Here is a 22,992-nt window from a genome sequence, read left to right on the forward strand (position 1 = left end):
CAACTGCGTTGGCAGCTCCTGGCCGTACTAAAATACGGTCTTCGTCGCTACACCTTGTTGTGACAATTTTGCGTCAGTCCTCATATTATGAACCGATATCCTTAACAAGCGGCAATTAATTTGCCTTAAAGAAATAATATGTGGCTTTATAAGGTGTGCGGGTTTCTGCACCTATCTGAAAGTCGGAGCATCCTGTCTGAGGAGCCTTGCCACCCACGGTGACTACGCGCTGTATGCTGCTTACTTTGGAAAAAGTGCCATTCGCCGAGCTGGACTTGGCTTTCAGTAATAACCAGGGGATGGCATTGGTATCGACGCTATCGCTCTTGGCAACTACTTCACCGACTACTTTGCTGCCATCAGCGGCTTCCCAGGTCGGGCCTTCATAATGCTTGCCCAGTTTGGGGCTGGTAGGGTCATGGCTGGCGTACAGCTCGGCTTCTGGTGAGCGGAATACCCATTCAAACTTTTTAGGGCCAGATTTATTGGCGCGACAATCATAGATCTGCACGCCGGTAGCTGCCATCTGGAAGGCCAGTACTTCACCTGCAGGTGCTTTGAGACTGACTGGCACGCTAACGATCTGTGCAGCAGGTGCAACTGGGTCAGCTGTGTGTTTAACAGGCGCAGTCGAGCAGGCTGACAGGATGGCAGCAGTAGCAATACTGCCAGCGATAGCGATTTTCTTCATTTCTTGTACCTTTCAATTAGAGCCGCTAAATTTTAGCAATGGTGTTTCAAAACAAATAAAACACTTACTGAATTTTACATCCTTTGTCAGGAGAACAAGACCCCTACTTAAGTATGAACAAAGTATGAGCAACATTGGCGAAAACCGCCGGCAGTCTCGATTTTTCTGCTCAGCAGGCCACGGGGCTTCGTGGGACAATGCGGAATTCGCCTGCAGATGAGCAGGCATCAAGGATGATGGATCAGGTCAGATGAGCAACAAGAACAAGAAGGATGCAAGAAACCGGGCTGGCAGCTCATTGCTGCATGTGCGCAACCGCCATCAGGGTCGCTATGATTTTGCTGTCCTGATCAAGGCAGAACCTGAACTGGAATCTGTACTGGTCAGCACGCCAACTGGCGAAACCAGCATCAATTTTGCCGACCCGCTGGCAGTCAAACTGCTCAACAAGGCCTTGCTGCACAGCAGCTATGGCGTGCGTGGCTGGGACATACCGCCTGAAAATCTTTGTCCACCCGTGCCGGGCCGGGCAGACTACCTGCATTATCTGGCTGATTTGCTGGCTGGCTGCAATCAGGGGCGTTTGCCAAAAGGCAAGCAGATACTGGCACTCGATCTTGGTACAGGTGCCAGTTGCATTTATCCCTTGCTCGGTGCCAGCGAATATGACTGGTCATTCTGTGCCAGCGACATCAATCCGGCTTCATTGGCAAATGCCCGGGCCATACTGGAACACAATCCCGGCCTGGGCCAGCAGATACAGTTACGTCATCAAACCAATGCGCTATCCCTGTTCCATGGCATTGTTGGCGATGATGAATGGTTCGATGTCAGCCTGTGCAACCCGCCATTTCACGCTTCTGCTGAAGAAGCGAGAGCTGGCAGCCAACGCAAGTGGGGAAACTTGAAGCAAACCGGCCAGGCAGCGCAGGCTGAACCGGTATTGAACTTTGGTGGCCAGGATGCAGAGCTCTGGTGCGAAGGCGGGGAACTGGCGTTTATCAAGAAAATGATAGTGGAAAGCGCGGCTATACCCACAAAGATTTTATGGTTTTCTACCCTGGTATCAAAATCGGCCAATTTGCCTGCAATCCATGCGGCATTGAAGCAGGTCAAAGTCCTTGATGAAAAAACCATTATCATGAGCCAGGGCAATAAAGAGAGCCGTCTGGTTGCCTGGACTTTCCTGGATGTAAGCCAACAGGCTGCCTGGGCCAAATTACGTTGGTCAAATAGCAAGAGATAAAGCCTGCGCCTGTGTATTGGCCTCCCTTCCAGAATATAATCTTAGCTATAGCGGCTAGCCCTGGCTTACAATCTCGTTCGTCTGCTGGTTTGCAGCCCAGAATTAACAAGAAATAACAAGAAGTATGCAATATGTATCTGTAGAGTAAGCGTACTAAGGGTATTGAGAGAGTACTGAATATAGCGTCGCGTGATTTACTTTTGAGCAAAATGTATCAAGGATAACAATGAAACGTGTAGATGATTTCCGCCTGAAGCTGGGCAAAGATGAGCTGGTTCCTATCATGATCGGTGGCATGGGTGTTGATATCTCCACTGCTGAACTGGCGCTGGTTGCTGCACGTCTCGGTGGGGTTGGCCATATTTCTGATGCCATGGTGCAGGATGTCTCTGACCGTCGTTTTGATACCAGCTTTGTCAAGGAAAAGACCAAATTCTACAAATACAATATTAACAATTCCGACAAGACTGACATCAAGTTCAACCTGGATCAACTGGCCGAAGCCACACGCCTGCACGTAGGCAAGACCATGGAAGCCAAGCAGGGCACAGGCATGATCTTTGTTAATTGCATGGAAAAGCTGACCATGAACGGCCCACGCGAAACCCTCAAGGTGCGCCTGGAGTCTTCTCTCGATGCCGGTATTGATGGCATCACCATGAGTGCCGGCCTGCATCTGGGTTCCTTTGGCCTGATCGCTGATCATCCACGCTTCCGCGATGCCAAACTGGGCATCATTGTTTCTTCTGTACGTGCGCTGCAGTTATTCCTGCGCAAGAATTCCCGCCTGAACCGCCTGCCGGATTACGTCATCGTTGAAGGACCGCTGGCGGGCGGCCATCTGGGTTTTGGCATGGACTGGGCTGAATATGATCTGCAAACCATCATTAGTGAGATCGTCCAGTACCTCAAAGCTGAAAACCTGGACATCCCGCTGATTGCTGCTGGTGGTATTTTCACAGGCAGCGATGCGGTATCGTTCATGGAAAATGGTGCTGCTGGTGTACAGGTAGCGACCCGTTTTACTGTCACTAACGAATGCGGTTTGCCTGCCAGCGTCAAGCAGGAATATTTCAAGGCCAGCGAAGACGATATCGAAGTCAATCATATCTCGCCTACCGGCTACCCCATGCGCATGCTGAAGAACACGCCTGCCATTGGCGATGGCATACGCCCGGGTTGTGAATCTTATGGTTATCTGCTCGATGGCAATGGCAACTGTGCCTACATCACGTCTTATAACCGTGAAGTAGCGGCACATCCTGATGCCAAGAAAGTCTCGGTCATGGACAAGACTTGCCTGTGCACCCATATGCGCAATTTCAATTGCTGGACTTGTGGGCAAATGACCTACCGTCTGAAAGACACGACCCGCAAACTGCCGGATGGCACTTATGAATTGCTGAGTGCTGAACATGTGTTCCGAGATTATCAATTCAGTGTTGATCACCAGATTGCCTTGCCAGTGTAAATCACTGCTCTGAATACAAAAACGCCGCTTTAGCCTTTGGGCAAAGCGGCGTTTTCATATGTGCAGGCAATCAGAGTTCAGAAGGCTTCTTGCTGGCGATGGTTTTCCAGTTGGTTTTTGCAAGATCGATATTGCCTGCAATGTCCTTGGCCCAGATCGCACGGATCTTGGTGTCGAGATTGAAGTAAAGTTTGTTATCGACGATGTCATACACGTCCGGGTCAGCAACAAATTTCTTGCCTATGGAAGCGCCGTAAGCGCAGTAGCCACCAAAGGCTGGCAGGTATTTCTCCGGATTCGCCAGGAAAGTTTTTTTGTTTTCTTCGCTGGTGAACAGGTAATCAACACCGTCGATAGTCGCGACATGATGACCGGTGCCATGAGCTGGTTTTTCGCTGGTAAAGAAAGTCGTGAGATCGTAGCCCCGTGCACCTATGACACTATTGGCAACTGTATCAGCCGCGCTGATGCCTGGCACTGCTGCCAGGGACAATGCGGCTACTGCTGTCAAGAAAATGAATTTGATTTTGCTAACCAGAGTGTTGGCAATGCTGCTGGATGTGCGTGACATGGATGTGAGTAACATAACGTGTTCCTTTACATGGTTTATACCGGATTTGGAATTCGCCTTGCGCATGCTCAGCGAATGACAGGCACTTTAATTCACTTCATCCATGTAAAGAATATCCATATTATTGAATTCATTATTCCTCCAAATGGAATAATTGTAAAGAAATCTGCTTAGGCACTCCCTGCGTGCAAACTCATGCCAGGCAGAAATATTTGCTTACATTTTGGTGCATGTACGTGCTGTCACTAGTATCACAAGCAATATATTTCCCTTTAATAGCTCTCAGCCGCATCAAATCGACTGGTATTAGCCATGGCATGGAAAATGCTGCAATGCACATGCTTGTGTGTCATTGACGATGTTTTTTAAAAGGCTAGCTTGATGAAAATACGCGTGCTCTCCAGCTTATTGTTCTCCCTTTCTTTCAGTCTCTTGCTTTGCAACGGCACTTGCTATGCACAGACAGAATCTCCCGCAACTGCATCAACGAGTGCAGCAACTCCAGTTACAACTATGCCTGCAATTGCTGTGATAGCTCCCCCCGCCATGACCAAACCGGGCATGATCGCTGCTGACAAAATCAGCGCTGGCGACACCGCCTGGATGCTGACATCAACCGCACTGGTATTGCTGATGACCATCCCCGGCCTGGCCCTGTTCTACACCGGCATGGTGCGCAAGAAAAATGCCCTGGGCACGATGGCGCATAGTCTGGCGACCACCTGCATCGTCACGGTGTTGTGGGTGGTGCTGGGTTACAGCCTGGTGTTCACTGCGGGCTCGCCTTTTCTGGGTAGCATGGACCGGTTCATGCTGCATGGCGTGCGCTTTCTGAAAGAAGCCGGGCAACTCAGCGTGCATCAACTGGCACCGACGATACCGGAAAGCGTATTCCTGATGTTCCAGATGACCTTCGCCATCATCACCCCCGCCCTGATCACTGGTGCCTTTGCCGAACGCATGAAATTTTCTGCCTTGCTGCTATTCATCACGCTGTGGTCATTGCTGGTGTACGTGCCAGTCGCGCACTGGGTGTGGGAACCGGCAGGCTGGCTGGCAGCGCGCGGCGTGCTGGATTTTGCCGGTGGTACTGTCGTGCATATCAATGCTGGTGTATCTGGCCTGGTGGCCGCACTGATCATCGGGCCGCGCCTGGGTTTTGGCAGGGAACCCATGCCACCGCATAATTTATTGCTGACTGCTATTGGTGCGTCATTGCTGTGGGTGGGCTGGTTTGGTTTTAATGCCGGTTCTGCCGGTGCAGCAGATGGACGCGCCGGCCTGGCGATGCTGGTGACACAGGTGGCTACAGCGATGTCTGCACTGGCCTGGATGTTCGTGGAATGGCTGCGCCGCGGCAAACCATCAGTGCTAGGCATCGTCTCGGGCGCTGTCGCTGGACTGGTGGCGATTACGCCTGCGTCTGGTTTTGTCGATTTGACAGGCGCACTGGTGATCGGTGCAGTCGCCGATGTGGCCTGCTATTGGGGTGCGACTTCCCTCAAATCCATGGGTGGCTATGATGATTCACTCGATGTATTTGGCGTGCATGCCATAGGTGGCATCGTCGGTGCCTTGCTGACGGGTGTCTTCGCACTGAAAAGCATAGGCGGGGCCGATGGCAGCCTGGCGACCCAGGCCTTTGGTGTCATCGTCACTGTAATTTATTCCGGTGCAGTGACAGCCCTTATTTTGTGGCTGATCAAAGTGACCGTTGGCTTGCGCGTTACCACTGAGCAGGAAAGAGAAGGACTTGATCTTGAACTTCACGGGGAGCATATCTTATGAGTACCAGTAGCCTGATACAGAATGCCATGGCGGATAATCTTGCTTTCGCCCTCATGGCAAGACTGCATGTGATTTTACGGCGGCAAAATGGCCGGGTGACGGACATAGAATACATGCGTATCAATCCTGGCTATTGCCGTGCCATACTGGACATGGCGCTGGAATTACCGAATCAGGATTTGCATGACATCTGCCAAAAGCTGGATGACCTTTATTTTGGCGAAGATGGCTTGTTCGTCACGCCACCACCGCCCAGTCCTTTACTCAACAGACTGGCGATCAGAAAGCAGGTCAGCAACAAGCTGGACGAAAGCACCATGCCGGATATGACCAAGATACCCGCGCCCGTGCTTGATCATAATGCCATGGTCGATCAAACCTATATAGGTCGCTTGCGCTAGATTTTTATCCAGTGAAGCCAGAACGCATTTCATCAATAGCGTGAGATGCGTTTGCCTCACCAGCCAGCACTCAATCGTTACCATTCACTACCATTCACTACCATTCACTACCATTCACTACCATTCATTACCATTCATTACCATTTGGAGTAATGGTCTTCTGTCACACCCACAAGTTTTTCTATCTGCCGCTTGGGCACATCCAGGCTCGCCCTGACCCAGCCGCTGAAGACACCTACTGGCTGCAGATAACGGCTACTGGCGATGATAAGGTTTTTATTTTCTGCGCGAAAACCTTCGGGATGAAAATGCAAGTCCAGCAAACCATCATCGGTGTATATATGCCAGTCAGCCAAGGCCTGAGAGGCATCAAAGTCAAACTGTGCAGCCCCCAGCGAAATGAGTTGCCCATCCAGCCATAACGCATTTTCATGGCTGGAAAAATATCCGGCTTGCAAATTGAAACCCATGTCCAGCGCATGTGCTGATGCCCAACGCCACTCTGTTTCGCGAGCCAGGAATCCATTGCTATGATCATAACTGCCCGTGCCATTCTGCAGATTGAAGCTGCGACTGCCAACACCTACTTCGCCACTCAATTGCATACCCGCAGATTTAACGGTCGCATGCACAGTGCCACCTTGTACCTCTCCCACTGCCAGCAAGCAAGGTGCAGCCGCTTTTGCATCCAGCATGGCAGTGATATTGAATGCTCCGCAATGCAATTGCAATTCATAGCACCCGCTGGCTGGCAGATGCTGAAAGCGTATGCTGTTACTTAAAAACCGGAATGCGGAACTGGCCTGTTCCGCAGGATGCGCATTTAGTGTTGCTGTCAGACCTGGCAAACCATCTTGAGAATAACTGGCGATGAGCTTGCCTGCCAGCCGGTCAAACACATAGGCAAAGGCGGTGTTGGTCCAGCCCACATCGACGATGGCGATGCCGCAGAATATTTCTTCTGTCGCCAGCGCCACATAATGCCAGTGCTTATGGTGCAAGGCTTCCCACAATCTGCCGCGCCTGTATGATCCGGCCAGTGCCGACCAGTCTATGATTGTTGGTGCACCGGCATATTTGCCACATCGTACCTGACCATCAGGATGCAGGACATGCGCTGGTGCAGGCGGCAGAAAATTTACTGGCATGGTGTCTTCATTGTTTTTATATGCCAGCGATTCTGCAGCAAATCAATTAGAGGGTCTATTTCAAATTGCATTCATATTCTGGACTGCCGGGATACCCATGAGTTTCAACAAGGCATAACCCCACAACAGCAAGCCCGCCCCCAGACAGCCATAAGGATCTGCCGCACCGAGAGCAAACACAAAGGGATAGGTGGCAGCAAACACACTCATCACCAGCCCAAACCAGAAATGACTTGGCACATTAAATACTTTGGACAAAGGCAGGAAGTGCAGGCCAATGACCAGCATGGCGAATGGTGTGATCCACTCCGCCAGCCCCCTGTTTACCAGCGCATTTCCGCCTACCAGAATGATGATCCACTGAGCTGCATTAATCACATAGAACAGACGCCCTGCTCTTTGCGCTGCCGGGCTATGGTCGTCGGCATAAACCTTGTACTGCCGATGACACTGCACTGCCAGCCCGGCCAGGGTCAGTCCAAAAATGGCGATAAGCAGATAGACCAGTCCTTTGCCTTGCATGGCGCGCTGATTCCATAACACCATCCAGGCAGCGCCAAAGACCGAAAAGAACATCGCACCCTTGGCACGGGCAGCATAAGAAGAAAATACGGCAGGGTTGATTGCAGACATGATGGACACTCCTTGTTGAATTGCTGCCAGTATGTCGAAACAGAGCCAGCCACATCAGAGCAAAGTGTCAGGACTTGCCAGTGACAAATGTCATGCCTGCGTATTTCATGAAAACGCGAAGCCGGTGTCGCTTGCAAGTAACGCCTGTTAAACCGCTTGTTACCAGGTGCATACTATTAGGAATATCTGCAAGCTTGATTTAAGACATATAGACAATTTTGTCATGCGTTATCATACAACCATATGTGGATTTTTTAAGTTAAAATCAAATCATCGCTATTGACGCTTTATTTTTACTCTTTATTTGTTGCCCTTTGCCATCATTACAATACCCGCTTCATGGAAACTCAAGACTACGCCAACGCTCTACCCACCAAAAGACGGCATAAAAGCCTGTCCCAGGGGCTGGTAGAAAGTATCAGCAATAACATCAAGAACGGCATCCTGAAGCCGGGTGAAAAGCTGCCGACCGAGTCTGCCATCATGAATCTTTACGATGTCAGCCGCACTGTGGTGCGCGAAGCCATATCGCATTTGCAGGCTGCAGGGCTGGTACAAACCCGCCATGGCATAGGTACCTTCATCCTTGAGCCCAGCCAGGCTGCCAGCACAGGCATGTTGCGCGAAGCCATTGTCACCGTCAGGGATGTGCTGGATATACTGGAACTCAGGATCAGCCTGGAAACCGAGGCTGCCTGGCTGGCCGCCTCACGCCGCACTGAAGAACAGGCATTGGCGCTGGGCAAGGCATTGGAAGATATCCTGGCGAACAAGACGGAGGAAAACGCATCTGTGAATGCCGACGTGCGCTTTCACCTGTTGATTGCGCAATCCACCGGCAACCGCTATTTTGTTGACATTCTCAGCAACCTGGGCACCACCATTATCCCGCGCGCCAGATTGAAATCTGCCATGCTGACGCTTGAGGGTAGCAATAGTAATAACTCAAGTGCCAGTTACCTGGAAAGAGTCAACCGCGAGCATGAGGATATCTATCTCGCCATCCAGCGCAAAGACCCGGAAGCAGCCCGTGCCGCCATGCGTACTCACCTGAGCAATAGCAGGGAAAGATTGCGTCAGGCACAACAGCGTATAGAGGCGCCCGCAGCATAAGCGCAAATGAAATCTCAGCAGGAGTTTCAGTTGAAATTTCAATTTAACCCCTTGGGCAATTCACTTTTTTAAAAGTATGCTTGTCTTCTCTTGTTTTAAGTTGTACGATGACGTATGACTTATTTAAGCAACGACGCAAAAACAATTACTTAGCACTTACTTTTTTAAAACACGATCAAACCTGGCCACGACGCATTCCAGGTTTCCATTTCCGGAGCTACCATGCATCCTCAAGAACTAAAACAAATCCTGTCCTCTGGCCTGCTGTCTTTTCCTTTGACTGACTTTGACGCGGCTGGCGACTTCAATGCCAAGACTTATGCAGAGCGTCTCGAATGGCTGGCGCCCTATGGTGCCAGTGCCTTGTTTGCGGCAGGTGGCACGGGTGAATTTTTCTCGCTGACTGGCAGTGAATATTCCGACATCATCAAGACTGCGGTAGACACTTGCCGTGGCAAGGTGCCTATCCTCGCTGGTGCCGGTGGTCCTACCCGCCAGGCGATTGCCTATGCACAGGAAGCAGAGCGCCTGGGCGCACACGGCATCTTGTTGTTGCCACATTACCTGACTGAAGCCAGCCAGGACGGCCTGATCCGTCACGTAGAAGAAGTCTGCGCTTCGGTTAAATTTGGCGTTGTGGTGTACAACCGTGGCAATTCCCGCCTGACCGCTGATTCTTTGGAAAAACTGGCAGCGCGCTGCCCTAACCTGATCGGCTTCAAGGACGGCATAGGCGATATTGAATTGATGGTATCAATCTGGCGTCGTATGGGTGACCGTTTCAGTTACCTCGGTGGCCTGCCTACTGCTGAAGTCTATGCAGCAGCTTATAAGGCACTGGGTACACCGGTTTATTCTTCCGCCGTATTCAACTTCGTACCAAAACTGGCGATGGACTTTTACCACGCCATTGCAGCAGATGACCATGCCACATCGAATCGCCTGCTTGACCAGTTCTTCCTGCCTTACCTCGAAATCCGTAACCGCAAAGCTGGTTATGCAGTAAGTATCGTCAAAGCAGGTGCACGTCTGGTTGGCCATAGCGCCGGCCCGGTCCGCGCACCGCTGACCGACCTGACAGAGGAAGAAGATGCCATGTTGCACAAATTGATTTTGGCGCAAGGTCCACAATAAATTCAGAAGCAAAGGGAGTACAGAATGCAAATCACCGGGCAAATGCTGATCGGTAAAAAAGTGGTTTTTGGTTTGGCAGGTAATGTCAAAGCCATAGACCCATCCACCAATCAGGAAATCGAGCCTGTCTTTGGCTTCGCCACAAAAGATGAAGTTGAGCAGGCTTGCCTGCTGGCTGAACAGGCGTTTGACAGCTACCGCACCACCAGCCTGGAACTGCGGGCACGTTTCCTTGAAGCGATAGCCACAGGCATCATGGATCTGGGCCCCGTACTGATAGAACGTGCAGCACAGGAAACCGGCTTGCCCGTCGCCCGCCTCGAAGGTGAACGTGGCCGTACCGTCAATCAATTGCGCCTGTTTGCCAAGGTAGTACGCGATGGAAACTGGCTGGATGCGACTATAGATAGCGCCCTGCCAGAACGCGCACCACCACGTCCGGATTTGCGCTTGCAAAACATCGCCCTGGGCCCGGTTGCTGTGTTTGGTGCAAGTAATTTCCCGCTGGCGTTTTCTGTCGCTGGTGGCGATACCGCATCTGCCCTGGCTGCTGGTTGCCCGGTCATCGTCAAGGCACACAATGCCCATCTGGGTACAGCCGAACTGGTTGGCCGTGTCATACAAAGAGCAGTGGCAGATTGCGCCTTGCATGAAGGTGTATTTTCCATGCTGGTAGGTGCCGGTAGCCAGGTCGGACAGCAACTGGTTGATCATCCGTCCATCAAGGCAGTGGGCTTCACAGGTTCACGTTCTGGCGGTCTGGCACTAGTGAAAACTGCCAGCCTGAGAAAAGAACCTATCCCGGTCTACGCAGAGATGAGCAGTATCAATCCGGTATTTTTACTGGACCATGCACTGACTGCACAAACCACGACACTGGCGAAAAACTTTGTTGATTCATTGGCATTGGGTGCTGGCCAATTCTGCACCAACCCTGGTCTGGTGATCGCCATAGAAAGTGCGGTAGCACGTCAGTTCTTGCAAGATGCCGCCAGGGCATTGGAAGACAAGCATGCAGCGACCATGCTGACACCTGGCATACACCAGGCCTATGTCAAAGGCACCACACATCTCGCTGACATAGCGCAATTGCAACTGGTGGCCAAGGGCCAGCAGGCAGAGTCCCCATGCGCAGCACAAGCAATGTTGTCTGTGTGTTCAGGTACTACTTTCCTGAATACACCAGCCTTGCAGGAAGAAATTTTTGGCCCCTCTTCCATCGCCATCTTGTGCAAGGACTTTGATGAAGTAATCGCAGTGGCCTCATCACTGGAAGGGCAACTGACAGCAACAGTGCATGCCGTAGCTGACGATCATGCACAAGCCAGAAAGCTACTGCCAGTGCTGGAAAGAAAAGCTGGCCGCATCTTGTTCAATGGCTTTCCTACCGGTGTAGAAGTGGCGCATGCGATGGTACATGGCGGCCCTTTCCCGGCAACCTCGGATAGCCGCAGCACTTCAGTTGGTGCCGCAGCGATTGAACGTTTCTTGCGCCCGGTTTGTTACCAAGGCTTCCCGGCAGATTTATTGCCAACGGCACTGCAGGATAGCAATCCCCTGCAACTTGCACGTATCATGGATGGAAAATTGACTCTCGCTTAACGAAAGTTGAAGACTTGAAAAGCTGGATAGTTGGAATGGCCCGGGCATGCCCGGGCTGTTCTGCAAAATAAGCACATGTACACAGCACACAAAAGAGGTGCAGGCATGGCGATAAAAATTATAATCAGGAGACGCTCGCATGAGCCAGCAAACTATAGGTAAATACCGGTGGACTATTTGTGCCCTGCTATTTTTTGCCACTACGGTTAATTACCTGGATCGCCAGGTACTCAGCTTATTAGCCCCCGATTTATCCAGGGAATTTGGCTGGACCAATACTGACTACGCCAATATCACGGCGGTTTTCCAGTTTGTGTATGCCATTTCCATGTTGCTGGCTGGCCGTTTCATCGACAAGATAGGTACCAAGAAAGCTTACCTGATCGCCATCGCAGTGTGGTCAGTCGGCGCGGTCATGCATGCCTATTCCATCATGCTGGGCGAAGGCATGGTCAGTGCATTGACTGCTCTGGGCATCGCTGCAATTCCTGTGTCTGTCGCAGGCTTCATGATTTCACGCGCTGTGCTGGCAATTGGTGAAGCCGGTAACTTCCCGGCAGCGATAAAGGCCACCGCAGAGTATTTCCCCAAACATGAGCGTTCCTTCGCCACTGGCATTTTTAATTCTGGAGCCAACATCGGTGCGATCCTGGCTCCTTTGACTGTACCTTTGATTGCCGCGCAATGGGGTTGGCAAGCTGCCTTCATCATCATTGGTGCAATAGGTTTTGTCTGGATGATTTTCTGGAACATGTTCTATGACAAACCTGAACAGCAAAAATACCTGTCAGCAGCAGAACTCGCTTACATCAATAGCAGTGATACGCAAACAACACAGACGACAGCAAGTACTGATGATGCAGGCAAAAAAGTATCATGGTTAAAACTGCTGTCGTACAAACAAACCTGGGCATTTGTCATTGGCAAGTTCATGACGGATGGCGTGTGGTGGTTCTTCTTGTTCTGGCTGCCCAAATACCTGGAAGCGCAGTATAAGATGCAAAAGACTGAAATCGTCCTGCCACTGGCCGTCTTGTATAGCATGACCATGATAGGCAGCATAGGCGGTGGCTGGTTCCCCAGTTATTTCATGCGCCGTGGCGACAGTGCCTACAACGGCCGCATGAAGGCCATGCTGGTGATCGCCTTGTTCCCTCTGGTAGTCTTACTGGCACAGCCATTTGGCTATCTCGGCTTTTGGGTGCCGGTATTGCTGATCGGTATAGGCACTTCTGCCCACCAGGCCTGGTCTGCGAATATATTCACTACCGTGTCTGATATGTTCCCGAAAAAATCAGTGGCATCCATCGTTGGCATAGGCGGTATGGCAGGTGGCCTGGGTGGTGTGCTGGTTTCAAAAACGGGCGGGTGGCTGTTTGATTATTACGGCCAGCTGGGTCATATCCAGACTGGTTACACCATCATGTTTACTTTCTGTGCGGTGGCCTACCTGCTGGCATGGGGCATGATGAAGGCCCTGGTGCCTACCCATAAAGAAATTACAGACCTTTAACTTGCGCAAAACCGCCCAGCTGCGTTGTAGCGCCTAGCCGTATTAAAGTACTGTCTTCGTCGCTATGGTGGAGTTGGGGGTTCAGACAACATGTTGTCTGCCAACGAAATGAACATCTCTTGCCAGAGATGTTTCCTAAAGCGATGACCTTGCTGGGACAATTTTGCACAAGTTAAAATCAACCAAATTTTTTAATCCAGATGACTCAATTTTCACACATAGAATCGATACCAGCCGTGAACTGCATCGTCGGTGAAAGCCCTTTGTGGCATGCGGAGCAGGCGGCCTGGTATTGGGTTGATATACCGGCGAAAACCATTTGGAAACTGGATGCCAGGAACGGCCAACTGAGGTCGTGGCTGACCACAGAAATGGCGGCCTGCATAGCCCTGAAACAGGATGGTGATTTTATTGCGGGTATGGAGAGCGGTATTTTTAACCTGTGTCTGGGTAACGGCGCACATGCCCTGCAAACACATCTGGCAGCGCCAGCAGAACTGGCGAAGACCGGGACAGGCATGCGCTTCAACGACGGGCGCTGCGACCGCCAGGGGCGTTTCTGGAGTGGTACCATGTTCATGGACATGGCTGCTGCAAAAGCTGTCGGCAATCTGTATCGCTATACCCAGGAGCAAGGCTTGTCGGCACCTGTGGTCAGCAATCTGTTGACCCAGAATGGCCTGGCATGGTCACCTGATGGTAAAACCATGTATTTGTCCGACTCCCATCCTGCCAGCCAGACCATCTGGGCATTTGATTACGATGTAGAAGAAGGCATGCCACACAACAGACGTGTCTTTGCTGACATGAAACCCATGGCTGGCCGACCTGACGGTGCTGCCATGGATGTCGATGGCTGCTACTGGATATGTGGCAACGATGGTGCCTGCGTGTTACGTTTCACACCTGCAGGCAAGCTCGACAGAACAATCGCACTGCCCATGAATAAGCCCGCCATGTGCACTTTTGGCGGGCCAGACATGAGTACTTTACTGGTGAGCTCTATCGGCGCTGGCAAGGCAGAACATGATCAATGGGCGGGCAGCCTTGTGCTAGTCAGGCCGGGTGTGGCAGGTGTACCAGAAACAAGATTTTCCAGTTAATTTCACAAACTAATTCCTGATTCCTGAAAGCGCAGCAGTACTTAGGCGCATAAGAGCTAGTGAACTGTAACAGTAGAAATCGGCGTGCCTGCCATGTGCGCGACGATCATGGCTGCGTTGCAAATACTCGCGATAGCCCCGCTATCGCTATGCTTTGCGCCTTGCCCTGATGCGCCGGGCACATGTCCTTCACTCTCGATTTCACTGTTACACGCCACTAATCTCTTATGCGCATTTTTTTATGCGGAGAGCTGGCTATTGTGCAGCGTGTCGCCTATCTGCACATTCTTCAATTCCAGGCCTTTGACGTTGTACAGATAGAGCGGGCTGGCGGCATTCACTGGCGTACCAAACTGGCAGTCACTGATGGTCACATTGGTGACGGGGAAAATCATGGGATTCTTGTCGTCACCGTTATAATCCGATGCGACCGGGCCAAGGATGACGATGGCCTGGAAGCAGGAGAATTTTCCATTCTTGGTCGTGACATTGCCCACGTTGACATTCGAGATATGCACATTCGTCACCACCGGTGGCCTGGTTCTGACATTGTCACTGACAGGTGCGTAATCGCAATCAAAAGTAATTACAGCGCCAGCAGCGGTGGCCACAGTTTTTGACTGTATCGGTGAGCCAGGTAAAGATGTGTAGAAAGACGGACTGGTCTGTACACCATTTGGTATCGTGATATTGCGTACAAAGAAATTCTTCAGGTAACCGCCACGGTTCATATTCGTCTTCAGACGTATCGCCGTATTCAGTGGATTCGTGGCCCAGTTGATATTCTCGAACAAGAGATTTTGCGCATAGACATTCTGTATGCCGCCCGCCATTTCGCTGCCCAGTGTTACCGCACCATGACCACTTTGCATGGTGCAATTCTGGATAACGATATTTTGCGAAGGCCCATATTGGGTATCCAGGTTCTTGCCTGCCTTGATGGCGATGCAGTCATCACCTGAATCAAAGGTGCAGGATTCAACCAGCACATGATCACAAGCTTCAGGATCAAAGCCATCGCTATTGGGGCCATGGCTCTTCGCCAGGACATTGCGTATCACGACATTACGGCAATGCACAGGGTGGTGTTGCCAGAATGGGGTATGGTTGACCTGGTAACCCTGCATCAAGACATTCGTGCAACTGATGAACTGTATCATCGGTGGACGCAGATTATGGCCCATGCCAAAGATACGCTTGCCTACGGGCACACCGGCTTCAGAAAGGGATGGCAGGTAATTGGCATCGGCCCGCCATTTATCATTATCGCCCTGTATGCGCAGTCTTTGTTTTTCATCCAGCTGTGGTGCGATTTTTTCCAGGCTGGTGGCGTTCAAGTCATTCGCGGTATTTTCTGAGCGCTTGCCATGCTTGTAATTGGGTGAGATGTTTTGCCCCACAGAATTGATCGTTTTTTGCTTGCCCTTCCAGGTCCACCAGCAATCACCATTATCATCAAAGGGGACACCGCCCTGGCCATCGAGTATGCTGGTCCAGTCATCACCAGTCAGGGCGATATTGTCTTGACCATAGGCATACACCATGGGTGAAAAATTCAGGCAATCATTACTCTGCCAACGGGAAATCACCAGCTTGCCATTTTCACCGCAATCAAAACTACCGTATTTGGCATAGTCTTCAGGATTATTGCTGAAATAGATATGCGCGCCTTTTTGCAGATGCACATTCACATTTGACAGCAAGACGATGGGGCCTGCGCAATACCAGTTACCCGCAGGGATGATCACACGGCCACCGCCGGCTTCATGACAAGCTTTGATGGCCTGTGTCATGGCAGGATAAATATCCCTGGAATTTGCGTCAGGTGTAGATAAATTATCCTGCTCTTCAAAAGATATCCAGGCTTTGACTTTTTTCAATTCACAAGTGACCGCGCCAAAATCGGTGATGCGGTAATCAGCAGCACGGAACTTCAAGGGTTTGGAGAGACGGTCAACGATGTCCCGTGCTTTTTGCCACGGGTCTTCTATCATTGTTGCCGCAAGTGCATGGCCTATAGGTAGTGCGCTGCCAGCTGTGGCAGACAATCCTGTCAGCGATATTTTTTTCATAAAGCTGCGGCGCGTCGCTTGGCCTGCTCGTGGTTTTTTTTCTTGCTTCATCTCGTCTCTCTTGTGCTATTGCCGTGACAGGCTCACTCTTCAGTATTATTAAATTCAGCCAGGAAGATACGGACAGGTGAAAAAGGTCCGTCATATCCCATCTGCTTTACCGGATCGATTTTTGAAGCCAGTAAATTCGCCCAGTAATCATCGCTGGTGAATTGTGCAGGACGATAAGGTAAGGTGCCCTTCTTGTTCCAGTCTGACCAAGGCTGCTTTTTATTGATATGTGCACCGATAACAGAATTCATGACGACCATCTTGCCTACCGTTTCCAGCGTCTGTCTCCTGATGGTGCCTATTGGAGAATTGAATACATCTACTTCACCTATCTGGCAGTCATATCCGGGAATGGGCACTGGCGCATAGGGTGTGCAGCGCTCGTTAGAGAACCACTGGCGGGCTAGGCTGAATTTGCCTGCGAGGGAATTGCTACTGCCATCGTGAGTGAAGCGGCAACGATCAAACACAAAACCATAGCGTGTCTTTACATTGGTACTGGGAGCGCCGACATAGGCTGAGTTGCGGTCACCCAGGGTCCTGATTTCGGTATCAAAAAAAAAGGCTGTTGCATCACCAAAAATAAAATCCACATCTCCTTCTATGTAAGAGTGCTGGAAAAAATTCCTGGCAGTCTGGCCATCCTTGCCTGACTTCATATACAAGGTATCCTGAAAACCTAGCATGCGCACAGCGTCAAAATGACTCTTGTCTGCGCCGTCAAGCATGACAGCAAGTGCCTGGTGATGGACCATCTGGCTGCGCGCATAAATGCCGTTTTCATCAGGACAATTACCTGGCTGGCAATCTGCCCTGGCATTACCCTGATCCTTGTTGTAGGCATTTTCTACGGTCAGGTTTCTTGCCTGGAATCCGGGGCTCTTGACCCACAATACTGCGGTGCCAAAAGTGCCCAGTGCTGGCCTGTCTTTGAGGCTGTTGTACATGGCTGCGATGCTGCTGTGGACGCCAATAAACTGTGCAGAAAATTGCGTGGTATAAATACTGCCGGTAGTCGCCGCATCCAGGTTGGCACTGATGCGGGTAGTGGCGGCATCGCTACCATACAGGGTAATGGGAATGACGGTCTCAGGTACATACACCAGCTCACGGTAAGTGCCGGGTTTGATGAAGATGTGGATACGCTGCTTGCCAGGCGTCGTCTTGTCAATATCGGTAATAGCCTGATTGATAGCTGCCTGCACTTGCCTGAATACCTTCACACCATCTGGACTGGCATTGGCATCGACGACATAGTCAGGTGTCAATTGCGAGTCGGCGGCGATAGGTTCAGACAGAGGGTCCCAGGGCGCGACTTGTTCCTTGCCGGGCCAACCTGCATATTTCAATACTTCAGTATAAGCAAAGTCTTTGGCTGTTTGCGCATTGAGTTGCGGGCGTTTGCTATTGTCCCACACAGCGCTCGTGTCAGGATATGCGATAAAAACTTGCTCACATTGTTGGGGATGAGCAGCAACTGCATTGAAGACAACTTTATCACTGCCCTCCAGTTGTACATGCTCAAACTGGCTACTACTTTTATCTGCGAGACTGACATCCTGCATTTTCAGGCCTATGGGATGGCCTGCGTCATAGCCTTGCAAAATGATCTTGCCAGGAGTCAGTGACTGCACATGTTCAAGAGAGATATTTTTATATTGTGGTACCAGATTCCCTGTGGCAGTTTTTCCGTAATGGGTATCAAAATCTATTGGCGCCTTGACATTGCGTATGCATACATAACGATAGCTGATATTTTTCACCAGACCACCACGCGAAACATCGCTCTTGATGCGCAAGCCTGAAGTCGTGCCATCCATGCTGAGATTTTCTACCAGCACATTGCTGACACCACCGTTGGTTTCACTGCCTATGGACATGCCATGGCCGGAATAAAAATGGTTATTGCGTATGGTGATATTTTCAGTCGGACCGTTATTACCCGCCTTGATGGCGATATTGTCGTCGCCCGTGCGGATGTAGCTGTTGGCGATAGTAATATTGCGTGAAGAAATTGGATCTATACCATCAGTATTCCTGGCATTGGCAGGGGTATCGATGCGTACACCCCAGGCAGTAAAGCCATCGACCTGGTTCAGGGTGACATGGAAATTCGGCGAATTTCGTAATGTAATATTATGCAGGATGAAGTCATTCGATTGCGTGACTTCTATCAGCCTGGGCACATTCTGGCGATTGTTTTCTTTCTGGGCACGCCGCGCAATTTGCCACCAGCTTTCTTCCTTGCCTGTGATACGTTCACCGCCTTGTCCATCAATGACACCTTCACCATAAATGCCGCTACCTTTGGCACGTTCGACCGTGATAAAAGGCTTACAGCCTTTGCCCTTGTCATCATTGATGCCACAAGTGCCAGCGCCACGATCATAGTCCAGGGGGTGGGTAGATGCATATAAAGTCACACCAGCATCAAGCAATAAGGAAACGCCGCTGCGCAATTGCAGGGCTCCAGACAAAAATGCGGCTTTGCCATTACGGCTGCGCAAGCGAACTGCCTGTCCGGGGCGACACGCATCTATCGCCGCTTGCAAGATCTGCGTGTCCGGCGCACGGCCAGATACGACATCTTGTTTACCATTCTCCAGTTGCGCCGCCAGCACACTGCAGGTAGCTGGTGTTTGTGGTTCTTTGACCTGCCGGCTGTCTTGCGCAAACGCTGGGCTGAGGAACAACAAGCCTGATGCGACAATTGCTGTCACTGCGATGGGGATTGTGGAGAAATTTTTTCGCTTGCTCATTTTTTATTCTCTGCATTCACATGCGCTTGCAAATCAGGAACTACCAGCAGCAATTCTTTCAGCACCATGGCTGAGAAATGCGCCGCACCTTTGCTGCCCAGATGCGTACGGTCAAAGGCAGATTTTGCTGCGCCTGCTCTTTCAGTCTTTGCCAGATCACCAGTCGTCGCTGGCAAAGCCGCAGGCGGTGGTGCCATTGCCAGCGTATCGGCTTCAGCCTCGCCCATGGCTTGCACTGAGCTATAGCTGATGGCGTTCAAATCTATCATGGGTACATGCTTGTTCGCGGCCACTTTCATGCTGGCATCTGCCCATGGCCGCAAGTCGTTTTGCAATTGCGTGCCTTTGAAGCTGCGTCTGGTCAGCGGTGTCACAAGTACGGCTTGCGCGCCGGCTGCCTGCAAGTCATCCACATAACTGGCCATATTGACGGGATATTCTGTCGTCAGGTCAGTCGAGCGCCCAGGCTTACCGGGCTGGTCATTGTGGCCGAATTGTATCAATACCAGTGTCTGGCTAAACTGTGCATTGCTTGCCATGAGTTTTTGTACTACATCCCACGAGCCTTCGGCACGGTAACTGCCAGAGCTGCGCCCGCCTTTTGCCAGATTCAGGCAAGTCACATCAGGCTTGATGCGCGCGCACAAGGCATCACCATAACCACTTTTTGGTGCCATGGTAGAGTCGCCTACAAGAATGATGCGCGTTGGCTTGATGGACAATGCAGGACTTGGCAATTCAGCCAGCCGGGTCTGGGTGCAAGCACACAGCACCAATGCGCTGATCGCAGACATGGCGATAGTGCGGAGTATAAGTTTCATGGAATTTTCTAAATGCTTAAAAAAACAGGGTCTGCGAGCAAACCCTGTCTATGTCAAATGACTATATCACCAAGTCACTACTTAAAAGTTATAAGTCAGACGCGCATTAAATGCACGGCCTATCGGGCTGGCTGCACTACTCAGATAGCCGTAGGTATAACCACTATGATTGGTGATAGGTGGTTTGGCATCGAGCAAGTTCGTTATACCGGCTGACAAAGTCAGGTTCTTGAAACCACGGTAGCTTGCTGTCAGATTCCATACCTGATACGGCTCGATGTCCCTAAAGTATTCTGGCGCAATCAGATTCTGGTCATGGTAACCAGTATTATAGTTTTGCGTCAGTTGAGAACTCCAGTTACCAGAATTCCAGGCCATGGTCAGTGTATGTTTCCAGCGGAAAGTGATGATAGGCAAGCTGCTGGTCGTACCATTGCTGGCTACACCAAAACGGCCCACGTTCGAAACGTAAGCGCTGTCTTTTTCCAGTTGGTTATCAAATTGCGTCAGGTAAGTACCATTCAATTCAAACTTAAAATTACCCAAGGCTGTTTTAGGAATGGAATAGGCCAGGGCAACGTCAATACCGGAAGCTTTTTGACCACCCAGGTTCATCGTGATGTTTTTGATATACGCCAGTGAACCATCGGCATTACGGACAAACAGATCAGCATACTTGGTTGGGTTCAGGAAGTAGACTTGCTCAGGCAAATTGGCCAGCATGTCTTTCATTTCTATATGCCAGTAATCAGCAGATACCGTCAGGTTTTGCAGTGGCTCGGCAGCAATACCCAGCGTAAAGCCTTTGGATGTTTCTGGTTTCAGGTCAGCGTTACTACCGGTTTGGCGTGGCAGGGCGACATTGCATACTGCTGACGCGACCAGGCCAGGCAATGCTTTGCCGGTACCTGCGACACCAGGAGTGCCACCCGGGCATTGCAAAGGATCGTCCCATTTTGCAGCAGTGGTGGTATTGGCACCTGCTACGCGATAGCCATAGCGGTCAAACAGTGTTGGTGCGCGGAAGCCCGTATTTGCAGAACCACGGAACATCAAGGACTTCATGGGTTGATAGCGAAAGCTGGCCTTGGGGTTAATCGTATTTCCAAAATCACTGAAATGATCGTCGCGTACGGCCAGGTTGAAATTCAATTCCTTGGTGACAGGAATTTCCATTTCAGCATAAAGTGCCGCGACATTGCGTGCGCCTTGGCCATGCGATGGGCCAGAAGCCGCGTAAGTAACCACAGAGGTGATATCTGTCTTGGTATCTTCTGTTGTATCTCTATGTACGTCTGCACCCAACGCCAGTGTCAATGGCCCGCCTGCAAGTGTAGTCAATTCGGTAGAAGCAGTCAGGTCGATGCCTGTGAAGGTACTGATGGAATGACGATTCAATGCGCCGTCAACCGAGATACTAGCGAGGTAAGCCTTACCTGCCGCATCTTGCAAACCGAAAGGATTCAGTGTGCCGCTGGAGATACCAGTCAACAGGCCAGGGCCGTTAACATATCCTGTTTCGTAATAATTATCACGCTGGCTGTGTCCATAAACAAAACCAGCCTTGTAATCCCAGTTACCAAAACGGCCCTCATCATTGACGCTGACACGCTGGTTGACTTGTACGTCTTTGGTAGTGGCTTCTGCCAGGTCTGCCACACTCCAGGTAACAGTCAGTGGCTCTCCTTTCAAACCGGCGACTGCAGGTACGCCGCCAGCATTACCTGGATACCATTTGCTGGTAGAAGGCAACAAGGCAGCAACGCCATTCGCTGTCAGGCTGGTGGTCGGGTTTTTGGTGCCGAGTATGTATTCCTGGCCACGCATGTAATCAATGGTCAGCGTATGGTCATCACTGAATTTCTTCGTACCCTTGGCATAGAAGGTGACCTGCTCGTTACCATACAATGCTGTGCCGTAGTAAGCCGCGTTCAGGATACAAGTATTTTTTGCACCTTGTATGGTGTATGGGCCCTGGCAACCAGTTGCATAATAAGGATTGGCAGCAGTTTTATTAGTCGCTGTCGTGAAGTTGGCTGGCATGGCATAACCACCACTGCCCAATGCTGGCGCACGGCCTATGCTAGTCAGCATTTCTGTGGTACTCAATTCGGCGCGGTCAGAAGCCAGCAAGCGGGTGCGGCGATGCGCATCTACTGTGCCGTACAAATTCCAGCCATCTTTTTGCAAATCGCCAACACCCACTGTGGCACTCACGCGCTGTTCATCACCACCGCCAGATTTCTGCGGTTTGACATATTGTGCAGAAACGGAATTACCGACCACCGTGCGCTTGGTAATGAAGTTGACCACGCCACCGATAGCATCGGAACCATAAATGGAAGATGCACCGTCACGCAGGATTTCTACCCTGGCGATAGCACTCATAGGAATGACATCGAGATTGGCATAACCATCGGCAATCGCCTCATTGGCCAGGCGGCGGCCATTCAGCAAGACCAGGGTGCGGTTGACGCCCAGACCACGCAGATTGATGTTAGTTCCAGAACCGGCATTGGATGGTGCCAGTGAGCTCGATTCTGGCAAGGACATCATCAAATCTGCCAGTGTAGTCATACCACGTTTTTCCAGCTCTTCACCAGTCACCATGGTAACGGGTAATGATGCTTCTGATGCCAGACGCTTGATGGATGAACCTGTTACTTCCACCCTTTGTACCTCTTGTGCCTGTGCCTGATTAGCTACCGCCAATACTGCCAGCGCGATAGACGACAATACAAACATAGGTCTTTGGAATTTCTTATCGTGTTTCATCGTTCAGTCTCCTCCTGTTTTAATAGAATTCTCGCGACCACGCCTCGTCGGGTATGGAACGCTAGTTGGAGCACCTCGCGTACTCTATGCCACTGTGACG

At 50.9% G+C, this 22,992-nt stretch carries 17 protein-coding genes; 9 read left to right on the forward strand and 8 right to left on the reverse strand.

The window, feature by feature from the left end; translation table 11 throughout:
* Nucleotides 1-115: 115 nt before the first annotated feature.
* Entirely contained in the window at nt 116-691 is a 576-nt protein-coding gene (locus ACO0LG_RS03640) for a DUF3455 domain-containing protein (protein WP_423023427.1), read from the reverse strand.
* Between the two features lie 250 nt (nt 692-941).
* Between ACO0LG_RS03640 and rlmF the strand changes: the two genes are divergently transcribed.
* Both rlmF and ACO0LG_RS03650 read left to right on the forward strand, forming a co-directional pair.
* Nucleotides 942-1,937 (forward strand): 23S rRNA (adenine(1618)-N(6))-methyltransferase RlmF, encoded by a 996-nt coding sequence (rlmF, locus tag ACO0LG_RS03645; protein ID WP_423023429.1) that lies wholly within the window; start codon nt 942-944, stop codon nt 1,935-1,937.
* A 226-nt stretch (nt 1,938-2,163) separates the two neighbouring features.
* On the forward strand, nt 2,164-3,408 hold the full coding sequence (locus tag ACO0LG_RS03650) for a nitronate monooxygenase (RefSeq protein ID WP_423023431.1): 1,245 nt from the start codon (nt 2,164-2,166) through the stop codon (nt 3,406-3,408).
* A 70-nt stretch (nt 3,409-3,478) separates the two neighbouring features.
* On the opposite strand, the gene ACO0LG_RS03655 is transcribed toward ACO0LG_RS03650, so the two are convergent.
* Nucleotides 3,479-3,994: a YHS domain-containing (seleno)protein gene (locus tag ACO0LG_RS03655; RefSeq protein WP_423023433.1), complete on the reverse strand. Its 516-nt coding sequence runs from the start codon at nt 3,992-3,994 to the stop codon at nt 3,479-3,481.
* A 498-nt stretch (nt 3,995-4,492) separates the two neighbouring features.
* Here ACO0LG_RS03655 and ACO0LG_RS03660 point away from each other — a divergent pair, with 498 nt between their 5' ends.
* A complete protein-coding gene (locus tag ACO0LG_RS03660) occupies nt 4,493-5,767 on the forward strand; it encodes an ammonium transporter (RefSeq protein WP_423023434.1) in 1,275 nt (424 codons plus the stop codon).
* The gene (locus tag ACO0LG_RS03665; RefSeq protein ID WP_423023435.1) at nt 5,764-6,168 is read left to right on the forward strand and encodes a hypothetical protein; all 405 of its coding nucleotides are present in this window, start codon (nt 5,764-5,766) and stop codon (nt 6,166-6,168) included. Before ACO0LG_RS03660 ends, ACO0LG_RS03665 begins: the two co-directional genes overlap by 4 nt.
* A gap of 137 nt (nt 6,169-6,305) precedes the next feature.
* On the opposite strand, the gene ACO0LG_RS03670 is transcribed toward ACO0LG_RS03665, so the two are convergent.
* Together ACO0LG_RS03670 and ACO0LG_RS03675 are read right to left on the reverse strand one after the other, a co-directional pair.
* Complete coding sequence (locus ACO0LG_RS03670; protein ID WP_423023437.1) at nt 6,306-7,316, reverse strand: DUF2804 domain-containing protein; 1,011 nt, start codon at nt 7,314-7,316, stop codon at nt 6,306-6,308.
* Nucleotides 7,317-7,376: 60 nt separating this feature from the next.
* Entirely contained in the window at nt 7,377-7,949 is a 573-nt protein-coding gene (locus ACO0LG_RS03675; RefSeq protein WP_423023439.1) for a hypothetical protein, read from the reverse strand.
* Nucleotides 7,950-8,288: 339 nt separating this feature from the next.
* On the opposite strand from ACO0LG_RS03675, the gene ACO0LG_RS03680 reads away from it, so the two are divergent.
* From ACO0LG_RS03680 to ACO0LG_RS03700, 5 genes are all read left to right on the forward strand, one after another.
* A complete protein-coding gene (locus tag ACO0LG_RS03680) occupies nt 8,289-9,062 on the forward strand; it encodes a FadR/GntR family transcriptional regulator (protein WP_423023441.1) in 774 nt (257 codons plus the stop codon).
* Between the two features lie 222 nt (nt 9,063-9,284).
* Complete coding sequence (gene kdgD, locus ACO0LG_RS03685) at nt 9,285-10,196, forward strand: 5-dehydro-4-deoxyglucarate dehydratase (protein ID WP_423023443.1); 912 nt, start codon at nt 9,285-9,287, stop codon at nt 10,194-10,196.
* Between the two features lie 24 nt (nt 10,197-10,220).
* A complete protein-coding gene (locus ACO0LG_RS03690; RefSeq protein ID WP_423023445.1) occupies nt 10,221-11,798 on the forward strand; it encodes an aldehyde dehydrogenase (NADP(+)) in 1,578 nt (525 codons plus the stop codon).
* A gap of 139 nt (nt 11,799-11,937) precedes the next feature.
* A complete protein-coding gene (locus ACO0LG_RS03695) occupies nt 11,938-13,311 on the forward strand; it encodes an MFS transporter (RefSeq protein ID WP_423023447.1) in 1,374 nt (457 codons plus the stop codon).
* A 200-nt stretch (nt 13,312-13,511) separates the two neighbouring features.
* Nucleotides 13,512-14,414, forward strand: a complete 903-nt coding sequence (locus ACO0LG_RS03700; RefSeq protein ID WP_423023449.1) for an SMP-30/gluconolactonase/LRE family protein — start codon at nt 13,512-13,514, stop codon at nt 14,412-14,414.
* 239 nt (nt 14,415-14,653) lie between these two features.
* Here the strand turns inward: ACO0LG_RS03700 and ACO0LG_RS03705 are convergent, their stop codons facing one another.
* The 4 genes from ACO0LG_RS03705 to ACO0LG_RS03720 all read right to left on the reverse strand — a co-directional run bounded on the left by ACO0LG_RS03705 (nt 14,654) and on the right by ACO0LG_RS03720 (nt 22,892).
* Nucleotides 14,654-16,537, reverse strand: coding sequence for a glycoside hydrolase family 28 protein (locus tag ACO0LG_RS03705; protein ID WP_423023451.1), 1,884 nt, complete (start codon nt 16,535-16,537; stop codon nt 14,654-14,656).
* Between the two features lie 32 nt (nt 16,538-16,569).
* Nucleotides 16,570-19,296 carry a pectinesterase family protein gene (locus tag ACO0LG_RS03710; protein WP_423023453.1) on the reverse strand — a complete coding sequence of 909 codons (2,727 nt, stop codon included), beginning with the start codon at nt 19,294-19,296 and terminating at the stop codon, nt 16,570-16,572.
* Entirely contained in the window at nt 19,293-20,117 is an 825-nt protein-coding gene (locus ACO0LG_RS03715) for a rhamnogalacturonan acetylesterase (RefSeq protein WP_423023455.1), read from the reverse strand. Before ACO0LG_RS03715 ends, ACO0LG_RS03710 begins: the two co-directional genes overlap by 4 nt.
* Nucleotides 20,118-20,198: 81 nt before the next feature.
* Nucleotides 20,199-22,892 (reverse strand): TonB-dependent receptor, encoded by a 2,694-nt coding sequence (locus tag ACO0LG_RS03720; protein ID WP_423023457.1) that lies wholly within the window; start codon nt 22,890-22,892, stop codon nt 20,199-20,201.
* Between the last annotated feature and the right edge of the window lie 100 nt (nt 22,893-22,992).

It is taken from the genome of Undibacterium sp. Ji42W, from assembly GCF_049340405.1.
In the GTDB taxonomy this organism is placed as follows: Bacteria; Pseudomonadota; Gammaproteobacteria; order Burkholderiales; family Burkholderiaceae_D; genus Undibacterium.